This is a genomic window from Arthrobacter sp. GQ119 (assembly GCF_059759125.1).
The window spans coordinates 1-1,363 of sequence record NZ_JCAXEA010000058.1; the positions used below are offsets into that span (position 1 = coordinate 1).

1 protein-coding gene is annotated in these 1,363 nt (G+C 64.2%); it reads right to left on the reverse strand.

Annotation, left to right across the window (positions count from 1 at the left end):
* Positions 1-39: 39 nt before the first annotated feature.
* A complete protein-coding gene (locus AC6CH3_RS23310) occupies positions 40-1,086 on the reverse strand; it encodes an IS110 family RNA-guided transposase (protein WP_498134692.1) in 1,047 nt (348 codons plus the stop codon).
* Positions 1,087-1,363 lie beyond the last annotated feature (277 nt).

Consider the following 1,363-nt stretch of genomic DNA (forward strand, 5'->3'; position numbering starts at 1 on the left):
GCTACGCGGGCATCTTTGATGACCCTTCTATGTGGTCTGTCAAGGAAGGAGTGCTTGAAGTTCCCTGAAGATGGCCCGGGCCGCGTAGCGCTTCAGGGAACGTTTGATTTCCCGGTAGGTCCGGCCTTCCACGGTGCGCCGCTCGGCATAACGCCGAGTGGTTTCGTCATACCTCATGCGGACTTTCACGATGACGTCCAGGGCCATGTTCAGCTGCCGGTCACCGTGGCGGTTCAGCCGGTGCCTCACGGTGTTCCCGGACGATGCGGGCAACGGGGAAACGCCGGCAAGGGCTGCAAAAGCGGCTTCGGATCGGATGCGGCCGTGGTGCGAATACGCGCAAAGGATGACCGCAGCAGTGACCGGCCCGACGCCCGGGCGCGTCAGGAATCCCGGAGCGAGTTGCTCCACGAGATCCCGTAGTTGAGCTTTCATGCGGTGCAGGTGCCTGTCCGCGTCCTTGACCGCGGCCGCAAGCCGGACGGCTTCCTGGCGTGCGATCTGCTGGTCGACCGAATCGGAGACACACTGTCCCCAGCCGGCGATCATCGTGACCTGCGCACCGGTGAGGGCCTTGCGGGCATCAACGCCGAGGTCTGTCGTGCGCACCAGAGCGTTGAGGGCGTTCCGGTCCGCGGTGCGCCGGGTATCCAGTCCCTTGCGGCCCGTTAGCAACACGCGCAGTGCCGCGCGGAGCCCGTCGGCACGCGGCACCGCGAGACGGTCAGCCTGCCGGTGCAGAACCTGCCGGGCAGCTTCCAACGCGTCAATTGGATCGGACTTGCCGACACCGGCTCGGGCTTCTCGTCGCGGTGGTTTCACTTCCGCCACGGGAATGCCTGCCAGCTTCAGGGCGCGGGTCAGCCCGGCCCCGTAGGAGGAAGTGCCTTCAATCGCCGCGAGTACGCTGCCATTCGTGTTCCGCTTCATCCAGGCGATGGCCCGACGGATGGCAGCTGCCGTGGTGGGGAACGACTCGGTCCCCGTGCAGACACCGGTTGACGTGTCGACGATGGCGTAGGTGTGGGTTCTGGCGTGTGTGTCCACGCCCATGACGTGACGGTACTCTTCTGCAACGATGGTCATTGCGGGTCTTTCCTTCCCGGGAGCAGATGCCGTGAACTGGCGTCGGCCTGGAGAGGTTCTTTCGAGGCAGCTCTCTAATGAGTCACAGGTGGCACCCTGGACGACCTTCTATCAAGCCATCGGAAGAGGACAGGCCGGCGCCAGCCCCGCGAACGGACAGGTCATAAAAAAGACACCGGAATGGGTCAGAGTCAACGAGAGTCACGTTCAGCAGGACTGGCAGCCATCCTGCCAGCCAGGCACCAGGCCAGCCACCACCCATTAGAGAGTCAACGCG